This window comes from Pseudomonas sp. JAI120 (genome assembly GCF_014207255.1).
In the GTDB taxonomy this organism is placed as follows: domain Bacteria; phylum Pseudomonadota; class Gammaproteobacteria; order Pseudomonadales; family Pseudomonadaceae; genus Aquipseudomonas.
Window position 1 is genome coordinate 26,904 of sequence record NZ_JACHCZ010000003.1, and the last position, 19,414, is coordinate 46,317.

A 19,414-nucleotide genomic window follows, 5' to 3' on the forward strand; every position below is an offset into this window, starting at 1 on the left:
TTCTGGCCGGAAATCAACGATGCCCTATCGAAACCGTTCGGCACTGCCAGCATTGTGCCTGTCACTGCTGTTTACCAGTGCCTTTTCTGCGCAGGCCGCTGAGGCCCCCGCGCCAGCCGCCGAAAAACCCGTCGAACGCCAGCCCCTGCCCGAGCGTAGCCAGGAAGAGGCCAGCGCGCTGGAACGCAAAATTCCGCAGCAGGAACAACAACAGTTGCAGGCCGGCAGTGATTCATTCCTTGCCCTGTGGAAACCGGCCAACAGCGCCGAGCCCGAAGGTGTGGTGATTATCGTACCGGGCGCCGGCGAAAATGCTGACTGGCCGCAAGCAATCGGTCCGTTGCGACAGAAATTGCCGGATGCCAATTGGGGCAGTCTCAGTCTTTCGCTACCGGACGTGAGCGTAGACACCCTGCCGCCGCGCGTCATGGAAGCGCCCAACGCCACCGTCGACACCAGCAGTAAAGAAGCGAGCACCGCCGACAAACCGATCGAGCAAGCTGCCAGCGCCGAGGCGGAAGGCACCGACCCGGCGGTGGTGCCGGGCGCCGACGAGCAGGACAAGACCGACGCCTCGCGCATCTTTGCGCGCATCGATGCCGCCGTGGCCTTTGCCCAGACCCAGAGCGCACGCACTGTGGTGCTGGTGGGCCATGGCACCGGCGCCTGGTGGGCGGCGCGTTACCTGAGTGAAAAACAACCCTCCCAGGTGCAGAAGCTCGTGATGGTCGCGGCCAAGACGCCCACCGGGCGCCATCCCGACGTGCAGCAACTGGCCCCCGGCCTGAAACTGCCGACGGCCGACGTCTTCTATCAAGACAACGCTCAAGCACGCAAAAACGCCCTGGCACGCGCCCAGGCCGCGAAGCGTTTGAAGAATGATGGTTATAAGCAGGTGTCATTGAAGACCCTGCCCGGCAACAACGCCGCCGAGCAGGAACAGTTGTATCGCCGGATTCGCGGCTGGTTGAGCCCGCAGGCCAGCGCCGACTGAGGATCAGCGCAAAACCAATGTGGTTATCCGTGAAAGAGTGGCCTCTAACGGAAATCCCGGCGCTCGCGAATCAACGCATAGGCGTTGTGCAGTTCACGGGTGCGCTCGGTCGCCTCACGCACTTGCGCAGGGCTGGCACCACTGCCGGCCACCTTGTCCGGATGGTGACGGCTCAGCAGACGGCGATAGGCACGCTTGATGGCCGAGGGCTCTGTGGTAGCTGTCACACCGAGCAAGCGCAACGCTTCCTGATAGGTCGTACCGCGATTGACCAGCGGCTTGCGCTCAGGAGTGTAGTCGGCCGCCAATGCCTGGAGCTGTTGCGGTGTCCAGCCCAACCACTTACCCCACAGGTCGATCAAATCGCGCTCGGCGGCGTCCGCCTTGCCGTCCGCCCAGACCATCCGCCAGCAGGCCCGCAATACCCCTTCCGCCGCATGGGGTTGGGCCTTGAGCACACGCAGGTAGCGGCGTACCCGGTCGGAACCGGATTTGCCTCGGTTGAACGCCGCAATCGCGCGGCGCTGGGCCGACTCGGTCATGTCCAGCGAGCGCATTTCTTGCCGCGCCTGCTGGATATGCCCATCCACCACACGCCCATTGCTTTTAGCCAGGCGCCCGAGCAACACAAACAATAACTCGTCATTGCGTAACGCCGGACGCCCGCCCAAGCGCTCGCGCAACTGTGCCCAACTGTGCAGTTGCATGCGGCGATCCAGCGCCTGCCCCAACAGCGCACCCAACAAGGCCCCCGGAATACTGGCTATGGCAAAACCAGCCCCGGCGCCGATCAGCGTCCCTGGCCACAACATGCTACTGCCCCGCTGTGAGCAGGGTTTCGACGTGCGCCAGGCGCTCCAACGTGCCGACATCAATCCAGCGTCCCGCCATGTGTTCCCCCGTTACCAAACCTTTTGCCATGGCCGCACGCAGCAGCGGCGCCAGCTTGAAGGCACCGGCGCTGCAACCCTCGAACAGCCGGGGGTCTAGCACTGAAATGCCACTGAAGGTCAGGTTATCGGCACCGGGCGCCGCATCATGAAGCAAGCCCTGATCAAGGTAGAAATCACCGCCCGAGGGATGATGTGCCGGGTTATCGACCATCACCAAATGGGCCAGGCCTTGGAGCGGTTGCTTGAGCCGGTTGAGGTCGTAGTCGGTCCAGATATCGCCGTTGACCACCAGGAACGGCTCATCCCCCAGCAACGGCAGCGCCTGGAAAATCCCGCCACCGGTTTCCAGCGGTTCGCCCTCCGGGGAGTAGCGAATGCGCAGGCCGAACTGCGCACCATCGCCCAGATAGCTTTCGATCTGCTGGCCGAGCCAGGCATGGTTGATAACGATATCGGTGAAACCGGCCTTGGCCAGCGCCTCCAGGTGGTACTCGATCAGGCGCTTGCCGCCGGCCTGCACCAGCGGCTTAGGGGTGTGCAACGTCAGCGGGCGCATCCGCTCGCCTTTGCCGGCGGCCAGGATCATGGCCTTCATACGCTGGCCTCAACGGGTTGGCGCAGGCTGGTCAGCAACTCGCCCAATTCGCTCAACTCCGCACGATCCGCGAGCACCGCCTCTATATAAGCAAAGAAGCGCGGTACATCGGCCAGATAGCGTGGCTTGCCGTCACGATGGCAAATGCGTGCAAAGATGCCGATGACCTTGAGATGGCGCTGCACGCCCATGAGATCGCTGGCGCGCAGGAAGTCTTCGAAATCCGGCTGTACCGGAATGCCGACCTGGGCCGCACGCTCCCAATAGCTGCGTTGCCATTCGCGTACGCGGGCCTGGGGCCAACTGAGGAAGGCGTCCTTGAACAGGCAGGTGATGTCGTAGGTGACCGGACCATACACTGCATCCTGGAAATCCAGCACGCCAGGGTTCAGCTCGCTGATCATCAGGTTGCGTGGCATATAGTCGCGGTGCACCAGCACTTTGGGTTGCGCCAGGGCGCTGTCGATCAAGTGATCGCTGACACGCTGCCAAAGTGCCTGCTGCTGAGTATCCAGCTCGATACCCAAGTGTCGGCGCACGTACCATTCAGGAAACAATTCGAGCTCGCGTCGCAGCAAGGCGACGTCATAGCTGGGCAGTGGCGCGTCCATCGGCAACTGCTGATAAGCCAGCAAGGCGTCGATGGCATCAGCAAACAACTGATCGGCGTTTTCGTCGTTTATCACGTCCAGATAGGTTTTTCTGCCCAGGTCATTGAGCAAAAGAAAGCCTCGGGGCAAGTCTTGCGCATAAATTTTCGGAACATTTATTCCCGAAGTGGATAGCAAATACGCGATATCGACGAAAGGTTTGCAGTTTTCCTGGGGGGGTGGCGCGTCCATTATCACGAAAGTTCGACCGCCGCCGTCCCAACGGAAATAGCGCCTGAAACTCGCGTCGCTGCTGGCCGCAGTCAATGTGGCCGGGGGTACGGCACCCCAGCCTTGAGCGTTGAAAAGGATCGGCAACTGCTCATCCAGCCAGACTTCCAGCTGTTGTAAACGTAGATCTTGCTCGGGCATTACAAGGGTCTCCGACGGCGCTAGCCGTCAAGCGGGGCATGCTTTATTATCACGCATCTTGTGCGACACGCGTAGCGTGTCTCCAGGTTGGCGGTGAGACGTCATCGTCAAGGGTTTTCCGCAAGGAAACCGATAGCCCGGTAGCCAATCCGGGAAACAAAACAGCCCAGGGGTCCCACTGCTTAGAAGGACTCGTTGTCGCTGCGGCGACAATAGCGAACCCCAAAGCCGCTTAGCACTCAGAAGCGCGGCTATGGTCCGATTTTCGGACTGGGAGTGCCTACTTCACTACTGATGAGGTCGTTATGCATAAACGTCTGGCTCAAAAAGCAGATGTATCTGCAGTTCAGGTAGAAATGCGGAAATTCATTTCAGATACTCTGAACAGAATGACCTGGAACTTCGGCTTGATGACGCTGGTTTCAACCATCGTCATGGTTACTGCCATGTTCCTAATCAGATAGTGCATCCACATAGGTCTCACGACCTACCCATGCGGGAAGAATCCCCGCAGGGATTCCTCCTGCCTTAAACAGGAGGAAATACTCTTTGAGCGTGCTGCCTTGCAGTCCCCCGCTCATATCAAACCGGAGACACGAGCGAAAACTCTGTCTGTCATTGTCCAACTATCTTGCTCTGAGATAGCAGCGGACTCGTTGTGCGACCAACGATAGCCTAGGAAAACATGCGTCACTGGTAACGGTGGGGTGTGAAGCTTTTCCGACAATGTAGTCCCCATCAGGGTGTGCTTTTGCCGTGAGGCAAAGTACAGACGCTCGGAGCAGTACCGGGTCGAGACGCTAGGCTGGTTGGCATGGGTAACGTAAGTGAACTGCTGATAAACGCCGTAATGATAAACATGCCAAAACTGCTGTTAGGCATGGACCAAAAGGTATGGGGCCAGATATTCCTGTGGGATGTGGGAATACGTCGCTACAAGGCCTCCGGTGAAAAGGCAGACCCTAAACCAATCGTGTGACAGGCAGGGAACGTGGTAAGCCCGTATGGCTGCCTTCGGGCAGGTGAACCGCAAGGGGATCTATTGGCTGTGCGGGTATGGGATCGCAGAAAAAGCGAACGCCGGGCTGTAATGGCGCGGATAGGGGTTGGAACATTACCCCACGGGAAACCGGGCAGACTTCTGCGTGGTCTTTTATCGCATGAACGCTGAGTAAACCTGTCTCAATCATCTTCGAAGTCCGGCAGTAATGGGCTTCTTATTCATCCACTCCTGACGGGAGCGTCCATTCCCGTCAGGGGATGCGTACGTCTTCTGCTCGGGGAAACTTGAGAGGAAGGCAGCATGTTAGTACCTAGCCAACTGGCCGGGTCTGCGCCTTCTGGCGTTCCGCAGCATTGGCATGACATCGATTGGTGTCGTGTGCAGCAGAACGTACGGGCGATGCAGATTCGGATTGCGAAGGCTTGTCGGGAAGGCAATTGGCGCCGGGTGAAAGCCCTGCAACGGATGCTGACCCGCTCTCGTTCGGCCAGATATTTGGCCATACGGAGAGTCACTGAAAACCAGGGCAAGCGCACGGCGGGAGTCGACCGCGTGCTCTGGGATACACCCGATGCCAAGTGGAAGGCGGCAAATGGGTTGAAGCGCCACGGGTATAAACCACGGCCATTACGGCGTGTGTTTATCCCGAAGTCGAATGGAAAGGAACGCCCTCTGGGCATTCCAACCATGACTGACAGAGCCATGCAGGCGCTATACCTGCTAGCCCTGGCGCCTATCGCTGAAACCACCGGCGATCCAAACAGCTACGGCTTTCGGATCGAGCGCTCCACGGCTGATGCGATGGGACAGTTGTTCGTTTGTCTATCCAAGAAGGCTTCGGCCCAATGGGTCTTGGAAGCGGACATCAAAGGCTGCTTTGACCACATCAACCATGACTGGCTGATCGAAAATGTCCCAACGGACAAAGAAATCCTCCGAAAATGGTTGAAAGCTGGAGTGATTCACAAAGGCCAGCTACAGGCAACGAATGCCGGTACACCACAGGGCGGGATTATCTCGCCCACCTTGGCGAATTTGGTGCTGGATGGACTGGAATCACAGCTCAAGCAACACCTGGGCGTGACGAAGGCGAAGAAGCTGAAAATTAACGTGGTGCGATATGCGGATGATTTTGTGATTACCGGTAGCTCGAAAGAGATGCTCGAAAATGAGATCAAACCTTGGGTTGAGCGGTTTCTCGCGGTGCGAGGATTGCAGCTGTCGCTTGAGAAAACCCACGTCGTCCACATAGATGAAGGTTTCGACTTCCTTGGTTGGAATTTCCGCAAATACGGAGGGAAACTCCTGATCAAACCTGCCAAAAAGAACGTGAAAGCGTTCTATAGGAAGGTAAAAGAAGTCATCAGTACTAACAAAGCGGTGAAACAGGAGGAGTTGATCCGCCTGCTTAATCCGATACTGCGAGGCTGGGCGCTGTATCACCAGCCTGTGGTCGCCAAGAAGGCTTACAGCCGCATGGACCACCAAATATTCCAAGCGCTTTGGCGTTGGGCGAAAAGGCGGCATCCAAACAAAAGTCTCGACTGGGTAAGGGAGAAGTATTTCCAAACCTATGAAAGTCGAAGCTGGGTGTTCGCCACCACGGTCATAACGGAGTCAGGAGGCAAAGAGGCAATTCGGTTATACGCCCTAGAGGCCACGCCGATTGAGAGGCACAGGAAGATCAGCGGGGATTTCAATCCGTTTGATCCCTCTATGGAGGAAATGGGAGAGGCATTGCGGATGTCCCGGATGCTCGGGAAATTGAAGTACCGCAAACAAATTCTTCATCTATTTCAATCCCAAAAAGGACTGTGCGTACTATGCAAAAGCCCAATATCTAGGGAGACTGGGTGGCACGACCACCACATCATTTATCGCTCACAAGGCGGTGGTGACTCGCTGGACAACCGGGTACTATTGCATCCCATTTGCCACCAGCAGCTTCACGCTCGTGGACTAACAGTGTACAAACCGGCTCCCCCAAGGGGGGGCTTCGTAAAGACTTGAGCCGTATGCGCTGAAAGGCGCACGTACGGTTTTTAGGGGGGAGCAGACCAGAAATGGTCTGTTCCTACCCAACTTTCAGACCATCGAGAGGCGTGCGGCCCAAACCGCGGGCAGATGGCACGCAGGAAGCCCGGACTAATAAGATGGCATTGAAATCCCCCGCGTTTCGTAGAAAATTTCCGTTGCTGGTAACCGGCAGTCTGCTGGTCATGCAACCCTTCGCCACCTCATTCGTGGTCGCCGCGGAACAGTATGACTGCTCAGTCTCTGCTTCGGGTGCCTGGGACTGCGCGCCGAAGACCGCCGCCGCCCCATTGCCACCGCGCCCGGTGCATGACGGCGCGGCCGTCAGCTCGGCCAACAGCACGGCGCAGGCCGACGCTGGCGGCAGTGCCGAAGCCGAGCCGAAGACCGCACTGGTCACCGAGTCCAAGGGCCGTGGCCTGCGTTCGCGCAGCGCCGACTACAGCCACTTGGACTGGGTGCCTCGCGAAAAGTTGACCGCAGCCCAGCTGGCAGAAACCGGTCCTTACTGCGGCGGTGCGTACATCGAGCCAACTCGTCCTGGCATGAACGACAAGACGAACAAAAGCGATGCGCCCACCTTCATCGGTGCCAAGGCCTCTCGTTACGAGCAGGAACAACAAGTCGCAACCCTGGCCGGTGACGTCGTCATGCGCCAGGGCAGCATGCAGCTGGAGTCGGAAGAAGCCAGCCTGTATCAGGCCGAGAACCGTGGTGAGCTGAACGGTAACGTGCGACTGCGCGACAACGGTGCCTTGATCGTCGGCGACCACGCCCAGGTTCAGCTGGACACCGGCGCGGCGCAGATCGACAACGCCGAATACGTGATGCACAAGTCGCGTATCCGCGGTAACGCGCTGTACGCCAAGCGCGCCGAAAACGCGATCATCCGTCTCAAGGACGGTACGTACACCACCTGCGAGCCGGACAGCAACGCCTGGCAGCTCAAGGGCAACAACATAACGTTGAACCCGGCCACCGGTTTCGGTACGGCCACCAACGCGACGTTGCGGATCAAGAACATCCCGATCCTGTACACCCCTTACATCTATTTCCCGATCGACGACCGTCGTCAGTCCGGCTTCCTGCCACCGAGCTTCAGCACCGGCAGCGAAACCGGCTTCACCCTGGTCACGCCGTACTACTTCAACCTGGCGCCAAACTACGATGCCACGTTGTACCCGCAATACATGACCAAGCGCGGCATGATGATGGAAGGCGAATTCCGCTACCTCACCAAGTCCAGCGAAGGTCAGTTCGGCGGCGCGTACCTGAACGACGACAGCGACGAACGCAAGCTGCAGACCGATTACGACAAAACCCGCTACATGCTCAATTGGCAGCACAAAGGTGGCTTGGATTCGCGTGTACTGACCCAGGTCGACTACACCAAGATCAGTGACCCTTACTACTTCCAAGACCTCAAGTCCTATCAGGAGGGTGTTGAGAGCCGGACCTTCGTCAACCAACAGGGCTCCGTGGCCTATCGCGGCGACTCCTTCCAGGCGCGCTTGAATGTCCAGGCTTATCAGCTGGCGACGATTTCCCAGATCACACCGTATGACCGGCTGCCACAGATCACCTTCAATGGTGCCCTACCTTACAGCCCGGGGGGCTTGCAGTTCGCTTATGAAACCGAAGCTGTAAGATTTGATCGGGATCTTGAGAACGGCGACTTCACCGATAAAGACGGTGTCACCAGCGCTCGACTGGATACCAACGTGAGGGGCCTGACCCGCGCAAATGGCACGCGCCTGAACCTGGCACCGAGCATTTCGCTTCCGCTTAATACGACGTACGGTTTCATCACGCCGAAGCTGAAATACGTTTACACCAAGTACGACCTCGATCTCGATACCATCGGCAAGAACTCGCTGGCTGCTGGGGACGAATTCAAAAGCTCTCAAAGCCGCGCCGTTCCAATTGCCAGCGTCGACAGCGGCCTGTACTTCGACCGCAACACCAACTGGTTCGGCAAGGAATATCGCCAGACCCTGGAGCCGCGTGCGTTCTACCTTTACGTTCCAAACAAAGACCAGAGCGATATTCCTGTCTTTGATACCAGCGAGTACTCGTTCAGCTACGCCTCGCTTTTCCGTGACAACCGCTTCAGTGGTTCCGACCGCATCGGCGATGAGAACAAACTGTCGCTCGGCCTGACCAACCGCTGGATCGAAGAAAACGGCTTCGAACGTCAACGCGTCAGCGTCGGCCAGGCTGTGTATTTCAAGGACCGCGAAGTTCAACTGCCGGGCGTGCTGGCAGCCGACCGTGCCGATGCGCAGTCCGATGTATCGCCTGTTGCGCTGGACTACGAGTTCCGCTTCAACCGCGACTGGCGCGCCACTGCCGACTACAACTGGGACACCGAGGAGCACAGCCCTCGTTCCGGTAGCGCGATGCTTCACTACCAGCCGGAAGACAACCCGAACAAGATCATCAACGTCGGTTATCGCTATCGTAACGACCAGGTCGTCTACAACCAGCTGACCGGCAAATGGCAGTTCGGCGGTGACTACGGACAGCCAGGCGATCCGAACTTCGTGAAGGATTACTACAAAATCCAACAACACGACTTCTCGATGATGTGGCCGATCATTCCCCAGTGGAACCTGATCACCCGCTGGCAGTATGACTACGCTCGCAACCGTACCCTGGAAGCCTTCGGTGGTTTCGAGTACGACAACTGCTGCTGGAAACTGCGCGTCATCAACCGTTACTGGGTTTCCAACGACGAATACAGCCAGATCGCCCCGCTTAACGAAAAGGGTGACCACGGGCTCTTCCTGCAGATCGTCCTCAAAGGACTCGGCGGCCTGACCGGCGCCAAGGTAGAGAGCTTCCTCGACAAAGGCATTGAAGGTTATCGTGAACGTGAAGACCAAGCTTTCTGATTGTCTGCGCCCGCTAGTGCTGGGCGCGCTGTTCCTGGGCACCGTATCGGCTCACGCTGCGGTTCAGCAACTGGATAAAGTAGTGGCCATCGTCGATAACGACGTGATCATGCAGAGCCAACTGGACCAGCGCGTCAAGGAAGTGCAGCAAACCATCGCCAAGCGTGGCGGTGGCGTGCCACCTACCAGCGTGCTGGACCAACAGGTACTGGAGCGCCTGATCGTCGAAAACCTGCAACTGCAGATCGGCGAGCGTTCCGGCATCCGTATTTCGGACGAAGAATTGAACCAGGCGGTCGGCACCATCGCTCAACGCAACAACATGAGCATTGATCAATTCCGCGCAGCCCTGGCCCACGACGGTCTTTCATATGAAGACGCCCGTGACCAGATCCGCCGCGAAATGATCATCAGCCGTGTGCGTCAGCGTCGCGTTGCCGAGCGAGTTCAGGTGTCCGAGCAGGAAGTGAAGAACTTCCTGGCCTCAGATTTGGGCAAGATGCAGCTTTCCGAAGAACTGCACCTGGCCAATATCCTGATCCCGACCCCGGACAGCGCCAACTCCGAGCAACTGAACGCGGCAGCGGCGAAAACCCAGGCTATCTATGATCGCCTGAAAGCCGGTGCTGACTTTGCCCAGATGGCCATTGCCCAGTCCGGCAGCGACAACGCCCTTGAAGGTGGCGATATGGGCTGGCGTAAAGCTGCTCAACTGCCACCTCCGTTCGACCGTGAACTGAGTGCCATGGAAGTGGGTGGCATCACCCAGCCAGCCCGCACCCCAGGCGGCTTCATCATCCTGAAGTTGCTGGAACGTCGCGGTGGCGAGACCTCGCTGAAAGACGAAGTGCATGTTCGTCATATTCTGGTCAAACCAAGCGAAATTCGCACCGAAGCACAAACCAAGGAACTGGCCCAGAAGATCTATGACCGCATCGAAAGCGGTGAAGACTTTGCCACCCTGGCCAAGAGCTTCTCGGAAGACCCGGGTTCCGCCCTCAACGGCGGCGACCTGAACTGGATCGACCCGAAAGCCTTGGTGCCCGAGTTCCAGCAGGTGATGGCCGATACTCCGCAAGGCGTACTGTCCAAGCCGTTCAAAACCCAATATGGCTGGCATGTGCTGGAAGTCCTTGGCCGTCGCGCCACCGACAACACCAGCCAAGCCCGCGAGCAGCAGGCCCTGAACGTACTGCGTAACCGCAAATACGACGAAGAGCTGCAAACTTGGCTGCGTCAGATCCGTGACGAAGCCTACGTGGAAAACAAGCTGCCAGGCGCCGAGCAAACAGGCACCGACCAGGCAGCTCCGTGAAACCCCAGTGTTTCGCCGTGACACCCGGCGAGCCGGCCGGCATTGGTCCAGACCTGTGCCTGCTGCTCGCCTCGCAGCCCCAGCCTCACCCCCTGATTGCCATTACCAGCCGCGACCTCCTCCTTGAGCGGGCCGCGCAGCTGGGTGTGGTCGTCAATCTGCTGGACGTGGCACCGGGCAACTGGCCCGACCTGCCGGCAGCCGCTGGCAGCTTGTATGTGTGGAACACCCCGCTGCACGCCAAGGTCGTTGCCGGAAAACTCGACAAGGCCAACGCGGCGTTCGTCCTGGAAACCTTGACCCGCGCGGGGCAAGGCTGCATCGACGGCGACTTCGCCGGCATGATCACCGCGCCAGTCCACAAGGGCGTGATCAACGAATCGGGCATTGCGTTTTCCGGCCATACCGAATTCCTGGCCGAGCTGACCAACACCGCTCAAGTCGTCATGATGCTGGCCACACGCGGCCTGCGGGTCGCGCTGGTGACCACGCACCTGCCATTGCGCGACATTGCCGACGCCATCACCGCCGAGCGTGTGGAGCGCGTTACGCGCATCCTGCATGCCGACCTGCAACAAAAATTCGGCATCGCCCAACCGCGCATTCTGGTATGCGGGCTCAACCCCCACGCCGGCGAAGGCGGACACTTGGGCCATGAAGAAATAGACATCATTGAACCAACCCTGGAGCGTCTGCGCCAAGAAGGCATGGACCTGCGCGGCCCACTGCCAGCAGACACTCTGTTTACCCCAAAATATCTGGAGCACTGCGACGCAGTGCTGGCGATGTACCATGACCAGGGGCTGCCGGTGCTGAAGTACAAAGGTTTCGGCGCCGCGGTCAACGTGACGCTGGGCCTGCCGATCATCCGCACCTCCGTCGACCATGGCACCGCCCTGGACCTGGCGGGCAGCGGCAAGATCGATACCGGCAGCCTGCACGTGGCCCTGGAAACCGCCTATCAGATGGCCGAGACCCGTATATGACCGAGCATTACCAACACCGGGCGCGTAAGCGCTTCGGGCAAAACTTCCTGCACGACGCTGGCGTGATCGACCGTATCCTGCGCTCCATCCATGCCAAGCCAGAAGACCGTCTGCTGGAAATCGGCCCGGGCCAGGGCGCGCTGACCCAAGGCTTGCTCGCCAGCGGCGGCCAACTGGACGTGGTTGAACTGGACAAGGACCTGATCCCCATCCTCAACCAGCAGTTCGCCAACAAGCCCAACTTCAACCTGCATCAGGGCGATGCACTGAAGTTCGACTTCAATACCCTCAACGCCGCGCCCAACAGCCTGCGTGTGGTGGGTAACCTGCCGTACAACATCTCCACGCCGCTGATTTTCCACCTGCTGAACAACGCCGGGATCATCCGCGACATGCACTTCATGCTGCAGAAAGAAGTGGTGGAACGCCTGGCCGCCGGCCCTGGTGGTGGTGATTGGGGTCGCCTGTCGATCATGGTTCAGTACCACTGCCGCGTCGAACACCTGTTCAATGTCGGCCCGGGTGCGTTCAACCCACCGCCGAAGGTCGATTCGGCCATCGTGCGCCTGGTGCCTCACGCCGTACTGCCGCACCCGGCCAAGGATCACAAATTGCTGGAACGCGTGGTACGTGAAGCGTTCAACCAACGCCGCAAGACCCTGCGCAACACGCTCAAGGCGCTGCTGAGCAACGCCGAGATCGAAGCCGCCGGCGTCGACGGCAGCCTGCGCCCCGAGCAACTGGACCTGGCCGCGTTCGTGCGTCTGGCCGACCAGCTTGCCATCCAGCCTGCGCCGTCCGCCGACTGAAGCACCCAGGCATGGCCAGACACATGTCTGGCCTAGTGCCCACCTCTTGGCCTAGACTGATCCGCATCTGCTGTCCTCCGCTTTTGCTTTTAAGGCCTCTTGCATGTCCGATCCTCGCTACCAGATCGACGTCAGCGTCGTCACCCGCTTCCTGGCGGACCAATCGCAACCTGAACAGAACCGCTTCGCCTTTGCCTACACCATCACGGTGAAAAACAACGGCCAGGTGCCGGCCAAGCTGCTGTCACGCCACTGGGTGATCACCGACGGTGACGGTCAGGTCGAGGAAGTTCGCGGCGCAGGCGTTGTCGGCCAACAACCGTTGATCGACATCGGCGCCAGCCACACCTACAGCAGCGGCACGGTAATGACCTCCAAGGTCGGCACCATGCAAGGCTCGTATCAGATGAAAGCCACTGACGGCAAACTGTTCGACGCCATCATCAAGCCTTTTCGCCTCGCCGTACCAGGGTCCCTGCACTGATGGCAACGTACGCGGTCGGCGACCTGCAAGGCTGCCTGGAGCCCCTCAAGTGCCTGCTTGAACGGGTGGCCTTCGACCCGGCGAATGATCGCCTGTGGCTGGTAGGCGACTTGGTCAATCGCGGCCCCGAGTCCCTGGAAACGCTACGTTACCTGTATAGCGTGCGCGATTCCCTGGTGTGCGTACTGGGCAACCATGACCTGCACCTGCTGGCGGCCGGCAGTAACATCGAGCGCCTGAAAAAGGGCGATACCTTGCGCGAAATCCTCGAAGCGCCAGATCGCGCGCAACTGCTTGACTGGCTGCGTCGGCAAAAGATCATGCATTACGACGAAAGCCGCAATATGGCCTTGGTCCATGCGGGTATCCCGCCGCAGTGGACGCTGAAAAAAGCCCTCAAGTGCGCCGCCGAAGTCGAAAACGCCCTGGCCGATGACAGCCTGTACACCGCCTACCTCGACGGCATGTATGGCAACGAGCCAGTGAAGTGGGACAACGACCTCACTGGCGCGGCCCGCCTACGGGTGATTACCAACTATTTCACACGCATGCGCTTCTGCACTGCCGAGGGCAAGCTGGACCTCAAGAGCAAGGAAGGCGCCGACACGGCGCTGCCCGGCTACAAACCGTGGTTTGCCCACAAGGAACGCAAGACCCGCGACACCAGGATCATCTTTGGTCACTGGGCGGCCCTTGAAGGCAAGTGCGACGAACCTGGCGTGTTTGCCCTCGACACCGGCTGCGTGTGGGGCGGCGCCATGACCTTGATGAACATCGACACCGGCGAGCGCCTGAGCTGCCAGTGCGAATCTCCCCTTCCCGTTACACTGCCAGCTGCCGCCAAACGCTAGTCCCCGCAGCCATGCACAAGGAGCCCACCATGAGCGAATTCAAACGTATCCCTCCCGAACAAGCCCAAGCCCTGCGCGAGCAAGGTGCGGTGGTGGTCGATATCCGCGACCAGCCTACTTACGCCGCCGCTCACATCGCCGGCGCCCAGCACCTGGACAACGTCAACATCGCCGATTTCATCCGCGCCGCCGACCTTGACGCGCCGGTGATCGTGGCCTGCTACCACGGCAATTCCAGCCAAAGCGCCGCCGCCTACCTGATCAGCCAGGGCTTCTCCGACGTCTATAGCCTGGACGGCGGCTTTGAGCTATGGCGTACGACCTATCCTGCAGAAATTTCATCCGGCGATTCGCAATAATTTTTTTCACACACTGCTACCCCGCGTGACGCTTGGGCTCGCGCCGTTTCTGACGAACGGCGCAGGCAAACTAATTGCTCATCGTCCCTTGCCCTCTCCGATTCCGACTATCCTTAAGCGCAGGCCATCCGAATCAGGGGAGAGCCGGTACACCGGCGTGCGGGTCATCGGTAGCGTTTAGGGTGTTCTGGGGGGAAAACGGCCATTGGCGTTCGTCAATGACTGCCAGCATCGACTGATAGATCCGGCGTCGGCTCCACGTATCGAGCGAGGTGACGACGTCATGAGTATTTTTAGCCACTTCCAACAACGCTTCGCATCCACACAGCAGGAAGAACTCACGCTTCAGGAGTATCTCGAGCTGTGCAAACAGGATCGCAGCACCTACGCGTCTGCCGCCGAACGCCTGCTATTGGCGATTGGCGAGCCGGAGCTGGTGGAAACCGCCAATAATTCGCGCCTGTCGCGAATATTTTCCAACAAGGTGATCCGCCGCTATCCGGCCTTTGAAGACTTCCACGGGATGGAAGAATGCATCGACCAGATCGTCTCCTACTTCCGCCACGCCGCTCAGGGCCTGGAAGAGAAGAAACAGATCCTCTACCTGCTCGGCCCCGTTGGCGGTGGTAAATCGTCCCTGGCCGAAAAACTCAAGCAACTGATCGAGAAGGTGCCCTTCTACGCCATCAAGGGCTCACCGGTCTTCGAGTCGCCCCTGGGCCTGTTCAACGCCACGGAAGATGGCGCGATCCTCGAAGAAGACTTCGGCATCCCACGACGTTACCTCAACACCATCATGTCGCCCTGGGCCACCAAGCGCCTGGCCGAGTTCGGCGGCGACATCAGCCAGTTCCGCGTGGTGAAACTCTACCCGTCGATCCTCAACCAGATCGGCGTGGCCAAGACCGAACCGGGCGATGAGAACAACCAGGACATTTCGGCGCTGGTGGGCAAGGTCGATATCCGTAAACTGGAGGAATTCCCGCAGAACGACGCCGACGCCTACAGCTACTCGGGTGCACTGTGCCGGGCCAACCAGGGCCTGATGGAATTCGTGGAAATGTTCAAGGCGCCGATCAAGGTGCTGCACCCACTGCTCACCGCCACCCAGGAAGGCAACTACAACAGTACTGAAGGCCTGGGCGCGATTCCGTTCACAGGGATCCTGCTGGCTCACTCCAACGAATCGGAATGGCACACCTTCCGCAACAACAAGAACAACGAAGCCTTCATCGACCGGATCTATATCGTCAAGGTGCCGTACTGCCTGCGGGTCAGCGATGAAATCAAGATCTACGACAAGCTGCTGTTCAATAGCTCACTGGCCAAGGCCCACTGCGCACCCGACACCCTGAAGATGCTCGCCCAGTTCACCGTGCTGTCGCGTCTCAAGGAGCCGGAAAACTCGAATATCTATTCGAAGATGCGTGTGTACGACGGCGAAAACCTCAAGGACACCGATCCCAAGGCCAAGTCGATCCAGGAATACCGCGACACAGCGGGCGTGGATGAAGGCATGAACGGCCTGTCGACGCGCTTTGCGTTCAAGATCCTGTCCAAGGTCTTCAACTTCGACCCCCACGAGATCGCCGCCAACCCGGTGCACCTGCTGTATGTGCTGGAGCAGCAGATCGAACAGGAACAATTCCAGGCGGAAACCCGCGAACGCTACCTGCGCTTCCTCAAGGAATACCTCGCGCCGCGCTACATCGAGTTTATCGGCAAGGAAATCCAGACCGCGTACCTGGAGTCCTACAGCGAGTACGGCCAGAACATCTTCGACCGCTACGTGCTGTATGCGGACTTCTGGATCCAGGACCAGGAATACCGCGACCCGGAAACCGGCGAAATCCTCAACCGCGTAGCCCTAAACGAAGAATTGGAGAAGATCGAAAAACCCGCCGGCATCAGCAATCCGAAGGATTTCCGCAACGAAATCGTCAACTTCGTACTGCGCGCCCGCGCCAACAACAACGGCAAGAATCCCACCTGGCTCAGCTACGAGAAGCTGCGGGTGGTCATCGAGAAAAAAATGTTCTCCAACACCGAGGATCTGCTGCCGGTCATCAGCTTCAACGCCAAGGCCAGCAAGGAGGACCAGCAAAAACACAACGACTTCGTCACACGAATGGTCGAGCGCGGCTACACCGACAAACAGGTACGACTGCTCTCCGAGTGGTACCTGCGGGTTCGCAAATCGCAGTAAGGCAGCGATAGGCGTGCACTGCCAGGTCATGGGCCTGGCAGTTGACCGCTTGTCTCTAAGCTTCCAGCTCGCCGCTTGAAGCTTGTAACGTGAAGCTGCCCGGAGGGCTCCTCATGAGCTATGTGATCGACCGACGCCTCAATGGCAAGAACAAGAGCACGGTAAACCGCCAGCGTTTCCTGCGGCGTTACCGTGACCACATCAAAAAGGCCGTTGAAGAGGCCGTCAGCCGCCGCTCCATTACAGACATGGAGCATGGCGAACAAATCAGCATTCCCGGACGCGACATCGACGAACCGGTGCTGCACCACGGCCGGGGCGGCAAACAGACTGTCGTGCACCCCGGCAACAAGGAATTCACCACCGGCGAGCATATCCAGCGCCCGCAGGGCGGCGGCGGTGGCAAAGGCCCGGGCAAGGCCGGTAACTCCGGCGAGGGCATGGACGAATTCGTGTTCCAGATCACCCAGGAAGAGTTCCTCGAATTCATGTTCGAGGACCTGGAGTTGCCCAACCTGGTCAAGCGGAACCTGACCGGCACCGATACTTTCAAGACCGTACGGGCGGGGATCAGCAACGAAGGCAACCCCTCTCGAATCAACATCATCCGCACGCTGCGCTCGGCCCATGCGCGGCGTATCGCCCTGTCGGGCAGCAGCCGCGCCAAATTGAGGACGGCGAAGGAAGAGTTGGTGCGTTTGAAGCGCGAAGAGCCGGATAACTTCGGCGATATCCAGGAAATCGAGGCAGAAATAGAGAAACTCAGCGCGCGCATCCACCGCGTGCCGTTCCTCGATACTTTCGACTTGAAGTACAACCTGCTGGTCAAGCAGCCTAATCCCAGCTCCAAGGCGGTAATGTTCTGCCTGATGGACGTGTCCGGTTCCATGACCCAAGCCACCAAGGACATCGCCAAGCGATTCTTCATCCTGCTGTACCTGTTCCTGAAGCGGAACTACGACAAGATAGACGTGGTATTCATCCGCCATCACACCAGTGCCAGGGAAGTCGACGAAGAAGAGTTCTTCTACTCGCGGGAAACCGGCGGCACCATCGTCTCCAGCGCCTTGAAGCTAATGCAGGAAATCATGGCCGAACGCTACCCGGCCAACGAGTGGAATATCTACGCAGCCCAGGCCTCTGACGGCGACAACTGGAACGACGATTCGCCGATCTGCCGCGATATCCTGATCAACCAGATCATGCCGTTTGTGCAGTACTACACTTACGTCGAAATCACCCCCCGTGAGCACCAGGCCCTGTGGTTCGAATACGAGCGCATCGGCGAAGCCTTTGCCGACACGTTCGCCCAGCAGCAACTGGTCTCGGCCGGCGATATCTATCCGGTCTTCCGTGAACTCTTCCAGCGCAGGTTAGTGACATGACCGCCAAAAAAGAGACTAAGCGCCAACCCATTTCCACCGGCTCCGAGTGGACCTTTGAACTGATCCAGGCTTATGACCGGGAAATCAGCCGCATCGCGGCAGGTTATGCCCTGGACACCTACCCCAACCAGATCGAAGTGATCACGGCCGAACAAATGATGGATGCCTACGCCTCCGTCGGCATGCCCTTGGGTTACCACCATTGGTCCTACGGCAAACATTTCCTCAGCACCGAGAAGTCCTACACCCGGGGCCAGATGGGCCTGGCCTACGAGATTGTGATCAACTCCGACCCATGCATCGCCTACCTGATGGAAGAAAACACCATCTGCATGCAGGCATTGGTGGTGGCTCATGCCTGCTATGGGCACAACAGCTTCTTCAAAGGCAACTACCTGTTCCGCACCTGGACAGACGCCAGCTCGATCATCGATTACCTGGTGTTCGCCAAGCAGTACATCATGCAGTGCGAGGAGCGCCACGGTATCGACGCCGTGGAAGACTTACTCGACTCCTGCCACGCCCTGATGAACTATGGCGTCGACCGGTACAAGCGCCCGTACCCTATTTCTGCCGAGGAGGAGCGCCTGCGCCAGAAGGAGCGCGAAGAGCACCTGCAGAAGCAGATCAACGACCTGTGGCGCACCATTCCCAAACGCGCCGGCAAGAACAGCGACAAGGACAACGCGCGCTTCCCCTCCGAACCCCAGGAAAACATCCTGTACTTCCTGGAAAAGCACGCACCGCTGCTGGAGCCGTGGCAACGGGAAATCGTGCGCATTGTGCGCAAGATCGCCCAGTACTTTTACCCACAGCGCCAGACCCAGGTGATGAACGAAGGTTGGGCGACGTTCTGGCACTACACGCTGATGAACGACCTGTACGACGAAGGCCTGGTCACCGACGGTTTCATGATGGAGTTCCTGACGTCCCACACCAGCGTGGTGTTCCAACCCGGCTTCGACAGCCCGTATTACAGCGGGATAAACCCTTACGCGCTGGGTTTTGCCATGTACCGCGATATCCGGCGCATGTGCGAACACCCCACCGATGAGGACCGCCGCTGGTTCCCGGAAATCGCCGGCAGCGATTGGCTGTCGACGATCAAGTTCGCCATGAGCAGTTTCAAGGATGAGAGCTTTATCCTGCAGTACCTCTCACCCCAGGTTATTCGGGATCTCAAGCTGTTCAGTATTCTCGATGATGACCTCAAGGACGACCTGGTTGTACCGGCCATCCATGATGAGCCCGGCTACCGCATCATTCGTGAGACGTTGGCCGCGCAGTACAACCTGGGCAACCGTGAGCCCAATGTGCAGATCTACAGCATCGATGTGCGCGGCGACCGCTCGCTGACCCTGCGCCACCAGCAGCACGACCGTAAACCCCTGGGGGAATCCACCGAGGAAGTGCTCAAGCACCTGCATCGGCTATGGGGCTTCGACATCCATCTGGAAACCCTGCAGGGCGACCAAGTGATGAAGACCCACCATGTGCCACCGCGCAACGATCATAACGACAACGACTACGGCCGCCTGGACCTGGCTGTCGTTCATCTCTGAAACAGCAAAGCCTCCATTGGTC

Annotated in this window: 16 protein-coding genes; 13 read left to right on the forward strand and 3 right to left on the reverse strand. The window is 58.9% G+C overall.

From position 1 onward, the window contains the following. Positions 1-19: 19 nt before the first annotated feature. Positions 20-994, forward strand: coding sequence for an alpha/beta hydrolase family protein (locus HDC32_RS17670; RefSeq protein ID WP_184744959.1), 975 nt, complete (start codon positions 20-22; stop codon positions 992-994). Between the two features lie 44 nt (positions 995-1,038). Here the strand turns inward: HDC32_RS17670 and HDC32_RS17675 are convergent, their stop codons facing one another. Genes HDC32_RS17675 through HDC32_RS17685 form a run of 3 tightly spaced genes read right to left on the reverse strand, consistent with a single transcriptional unit; the run spans position 1,039 to position 3,504 of the window. Then, positions 1,039-1,806: a TerB family tellurite resistance protein gene (locus HDC32_RS17675; RefSeq protein WP_145336831.1), complete on the reverse strand. Its 768-nt coding sequence runs from the start codon at positions 1,804-1,806 to the stop codon at positions 1,039-1,041. A gap of 1 nt (position 1,807) precedes the next feature. Beyond that, positions 1,808-2,482 (reverse strand): N-acetylmuramate alpha-1-phosphate uridylyltransferase MurU, encoded by a 675-nt coding sequence (murU, locus tag HDC32_RS17680; protein ID WP_184744961.1) that lies wholly within the window; start codon positions 2,480-2,482, stop codon positions 1,808-1,810. After that, on the reverse strand, positions 2,479-3,504 hold the full coding sequence (locus tag HDC32_RS17685) for an aminoglycoside phosphotransferase family protein (RefSeq protein ID WP_184744963.1): 1,026 nt from the start codon (positions 3,502-3,504) through the stop codon (positions 2,479-2,481). The genes murU and HDC32_RS17685 overlap by 4 nt, the downstream gene beginning before the upstream one ends. A 305-nt stretch (positions 3,505-3,809) precedes the next feature. Between HDC32_RS17685 and HDC32_RS17690 the strand changes: the two genes are divergently transcribed. The 12 genes from HDC32_RS17690 (at position 3,810) to HDC32_RS17745 (ending at position 19,392) form a co-directional block, all read left to right on the forward strand. Further along, positions 3,810-3,968, forward strand: a complete 159-nt coding sequence (locus tag HDC32_RS17690) for a hypothetical protein (RefSeq protein ID WP_159440257.1) — start codon at positions 3,810-3,812, stop codon at positions 3,966-3,968. A gap of 839 nt (positions 3,969-4,807) precedes the next feature. Continuing rightward, positions 4,808-6,517, forward strand: coding sequence for a group II intron reverse transcriptase/maturase (gene ltrA / locus HDC32_RS17695; RefSeq protein ID WP_184744965.1), 1,710 nt, complete (start codon positions 4,808-4,810; stop codon positions 6,515-6,517). Between the two features lie 143 nt (positions 6,518-6,660). Next, the gene (locus HDC32_RS17700) at positions 6,661-9,435 is read left to right on the forward strand and encodes an LPS-assembly protein LptD (protein ID WP_184744967.1); all 2,775 of its coding nucleotides are present in this window, start codon (positions 6,661-6,663) and stop codon (positions 9,433-9,435) included. Next, a complete protein-coding gene (locus HDC32_RS17705) occupies positions 9,410-10,750 on the forward strand; it encodes a peptidylprolyl isomerase (protein ID WP_027605910.1) in 1,341 nt (446 codons plus the stop codon). Before HDC32_RS17700 ends, HDC32_RS17705 begins: the two co-directional genes overlap by 26 nt. Next, positions 10,747-11,736 (forward strand): 4-hydroxythreonine-4-phosphate dehydrogenase PdxA, encoded by a 990-nt coding sequence (gene pdxA, locus HDC32_RS17710; protein ID WP_184744969.1) that lies wholly within the window; start codon positions 10,747-10,749, stop codon positions 11,734-11,736. Before HDC32_RS17705 ends, pdxA begins: the two co-directional genes overlap by 4 nt. Continuing rightward, the gene (gene rsmA / locus HDC32_RS17715; protein ID WP_184744971.1) at positions 11,733-12,545 is read left to right on the forward strand and encodes a 16S rRNA (adenine(1518)-N(6)/adenine(1519)-N(6))-dimethyltransferase RsmA; all 813 of its coding nucleotides are present in this window, start codon (positions 11,733-11,735) and stop codon (positions 12,543-12,545) included. Before pdxA ends, rsmA begins: the two co-directional genes overlap by 4 nt. 103 nt (positions 12,546-12,648) lie before the next feature. Continuing rightward, complete coding sequence (gene apaG / locus HDC32_RS17720) at positions 12,649-13,029, forward strand: Co2+/Mg2+ efflux protein ApaG (RefSeq protein WP_145336835.1); 381 nt, start codon at positions 12,649-12,651, stop codon at positions 13,027-13,029. Beyond that, on the forward strand, positions 13,029-13,880 hold the full coding sequence (locus HDC32_RS17725) for a symmetrical bis(5'-nucleosyl)-tetraphosphatase (RefSeq protein ID WP_131699123.1): 852 nt from the start codon (positions 13,029-13,031) through the stop codon (positions 13,878-13,880). Before apaG ends, HDC32_RS17725 begins: the two co-directional genes overlap by 1 nt. A 29-nt stretch (positions 13,881-13,909) precedes the next feature. Further along, entirely contained in the window at positions 13,910-14,239 is a 330-nt protein-coding gene (glpE, locus tag HDC32_RS17730) for a thiosulfate sulfurtransferase GlpE (RefSeq protein ID WP_131699122.1), read from the forward strand. A gap of 283 nt (positions 14,240-14,522) precedes the next feature. Then, positions 14,523-16,445, forward strand: a complete 1,923-nt coding sequence (locus HDC32_RS17735) for a PrkA family serine protein kinase (protein ID WP_003194732.1) — start codon at positions 14,523-14,525, stop codon at positions 16,443-16,445. Between the two features lie 113 nt (positions 16,446-16,558). Next, on the forward strand, positions 16,559-17,830 hold the full coding sequence (locus HDC32_RS17740; protein ID WP_167656232.1) for a YeaH/YhbH family protein: 1,272 nt from the start codon (positions 16,559-16,561) through the stop codon (positions 17,828-17,830). Then, complete coding sequence (locus HDC32_RS17745) at positions 17,827-19,392, forward strand: SpoVR family protein (RefSeq protein ID WP_145336837.1); 1,566 nt, start codon at positions 17,827-17,829, stop codon at positions 19,390-19,392. Before HDC32_RS17740 ends, HDC32_RS17745 begins: the two co-directional genes overlap by 4 nt. The last annotated feature ends 22 nt before the right edge of the window (positions 19,393-19,414 follow it).